General features: G+C 68.3%; 1 protein-coding gene. It reads right to left on the reverse strand.

Annotated features, from left to right (window positions below):
* Positions 1-1,747, reverse strand: a 1,747-nt coding sequence (locus ON21_RS24655; protein WP_039801366.1) for a condensation domain-containing protein, incomplete at both ends; no start/stop codon positions are given.

Below are 1,747 nucleotides of genomic sequence, written 5' to 3' on the forward strand. Positions count from 1 at the left end.
TTACGGGCTTGGGTGGTGATCACATCGACCAACGTCACCTCCGGCACGATCGCCCCGGGAGTCGACCACTCGTGCAACACCAACTCCCGCTCACCCACGGCCAGCACATCGATATCCCCCACCACCACCGACGCATCCGCCGCGACCGCGGCCAGGATCCGCGTGAACCGGTCGGCGAAATCCCGCACCGTCGCGGCATCGAACAGATCCGTGGCATAAGTGAACGCCGCCGACAAACCCCCCGGCCCACCGTGGCGATCACTGTTCTCCGCCACCGCCAACTGCAGATCGAACTTCGCCAACCCCACCGCCAGATCCAGCCCCGACACCGACAACCCCGGCAACTCCAACTCCGGCACCGACAGATTCTGGAAGGTCAACATCACCTGGAACAACGGATGCCGCGCCGGCGAACGCGGCGGATCCAGCACCTCCACCAACCGCTCGAACGGCACATCCGCATGCCCGAACGCCGCCACATCCACCGACCGCACCCCCGCCAGCAACTCATCGAACCGCGCACCGGGATCGATCTGCGTCCGCAACACCAACGTGTTGACGAACATGCCGATCAACTCGTCCAACGCCGCCTCCCCCCGCCCGGCCACCGGCGTGCCCACCGCGATGTCACGGCTGCCGGACAACCGCGCCAGCAACACCGCCAACGCCGCGTGCACCACCATGAACACCGTCGCATTGTGCGCCTGCGCGACCCGGCTCAACCCGGCATGCACCTGCGCATCGACCTCGAACCCCACCGTCGCACCGTGATACGACGCCACCGCCGCCCGCGACCGATCCGCAGGCAACTCCACCTGCTCCGGCAACCCCGCCAACTGCCCCCGCCAATACCGCACCTGCGCCGCCAACACCGACCCCGGATCCTGCTCCTGCCCCAGCACCTCCCGCTGCCACAACGCGTAATCCGCGTACTGCACCTCCAACGCAGGCCACTGCGGCGCGCCGCCGTGCATCCGGTCCACGTAGGCGCTCATCAGGTCGCGGGTCAACGGCCCCATCGAGAACCCGTCACCGGCGATGTGATGCACCACGCACACCAGCACATGCTCGGACTCGCTCAACACGATCAACCGCACCCGCACCGGCGGCGCCACGGTCACATCGAAACCCTCGGTCACCGCGGCGGCCACCAACGCCGCCACCTCCGACTCGTGCGCCCGACGCACCAGCACATCCGGCACCGCCCGCGGATCCTCCACCGGCAACACCAGCTGGAAACCCTCCCCATCCACATCCGGATACACCGTGCGCAGCACCTCGTGGCGGGCCACCACATCCGCCACCGCCGCCCGCAACGCCGCCACATCCAACACACCACTCAACCGCACCGCGACCGGAATATTGTTCACCGCACTCGCGGGATCGAACCGGTTCAAAAACCACATCCGCTGCTGGGCATACGACAACGGCACCCGCTCCGGCCGCGGCCACGCCCGCAACGCCTGCCCCGCCGCCGACCCCGCATGCGCCTCCACCCGCGCCGCCAACCCCGCAACCGTGCTCACCTCGAACAACAACTGCACCGGCACCCGCACATCCAACGCCGAACCGATCCGCGCCGCCGCCTGCGCCGCCAACAACGAATTCCCACCCAACTCGAAGAAATCGTCATCCGCACCGACGCGGCCGTCCTCCTCCGCCACCAACAACGCCGCGAACACCCCCGCCACGATCTCCTCCACCGGCGTCGACGGCGCCCGGAACTCCCGCACCGCGAACACCGGCT

The sequence above is a fragment of the Nocardia araoensis NBRC 100135 genome, assembly GCF_000308435.1.
GTDB classification, from domain to species: Bacteria; Actinomycetota; Actinomycetes; order Mycobacteriales; family Mycobacteriaceae; genus Nocardia; species Nocardia araoensis.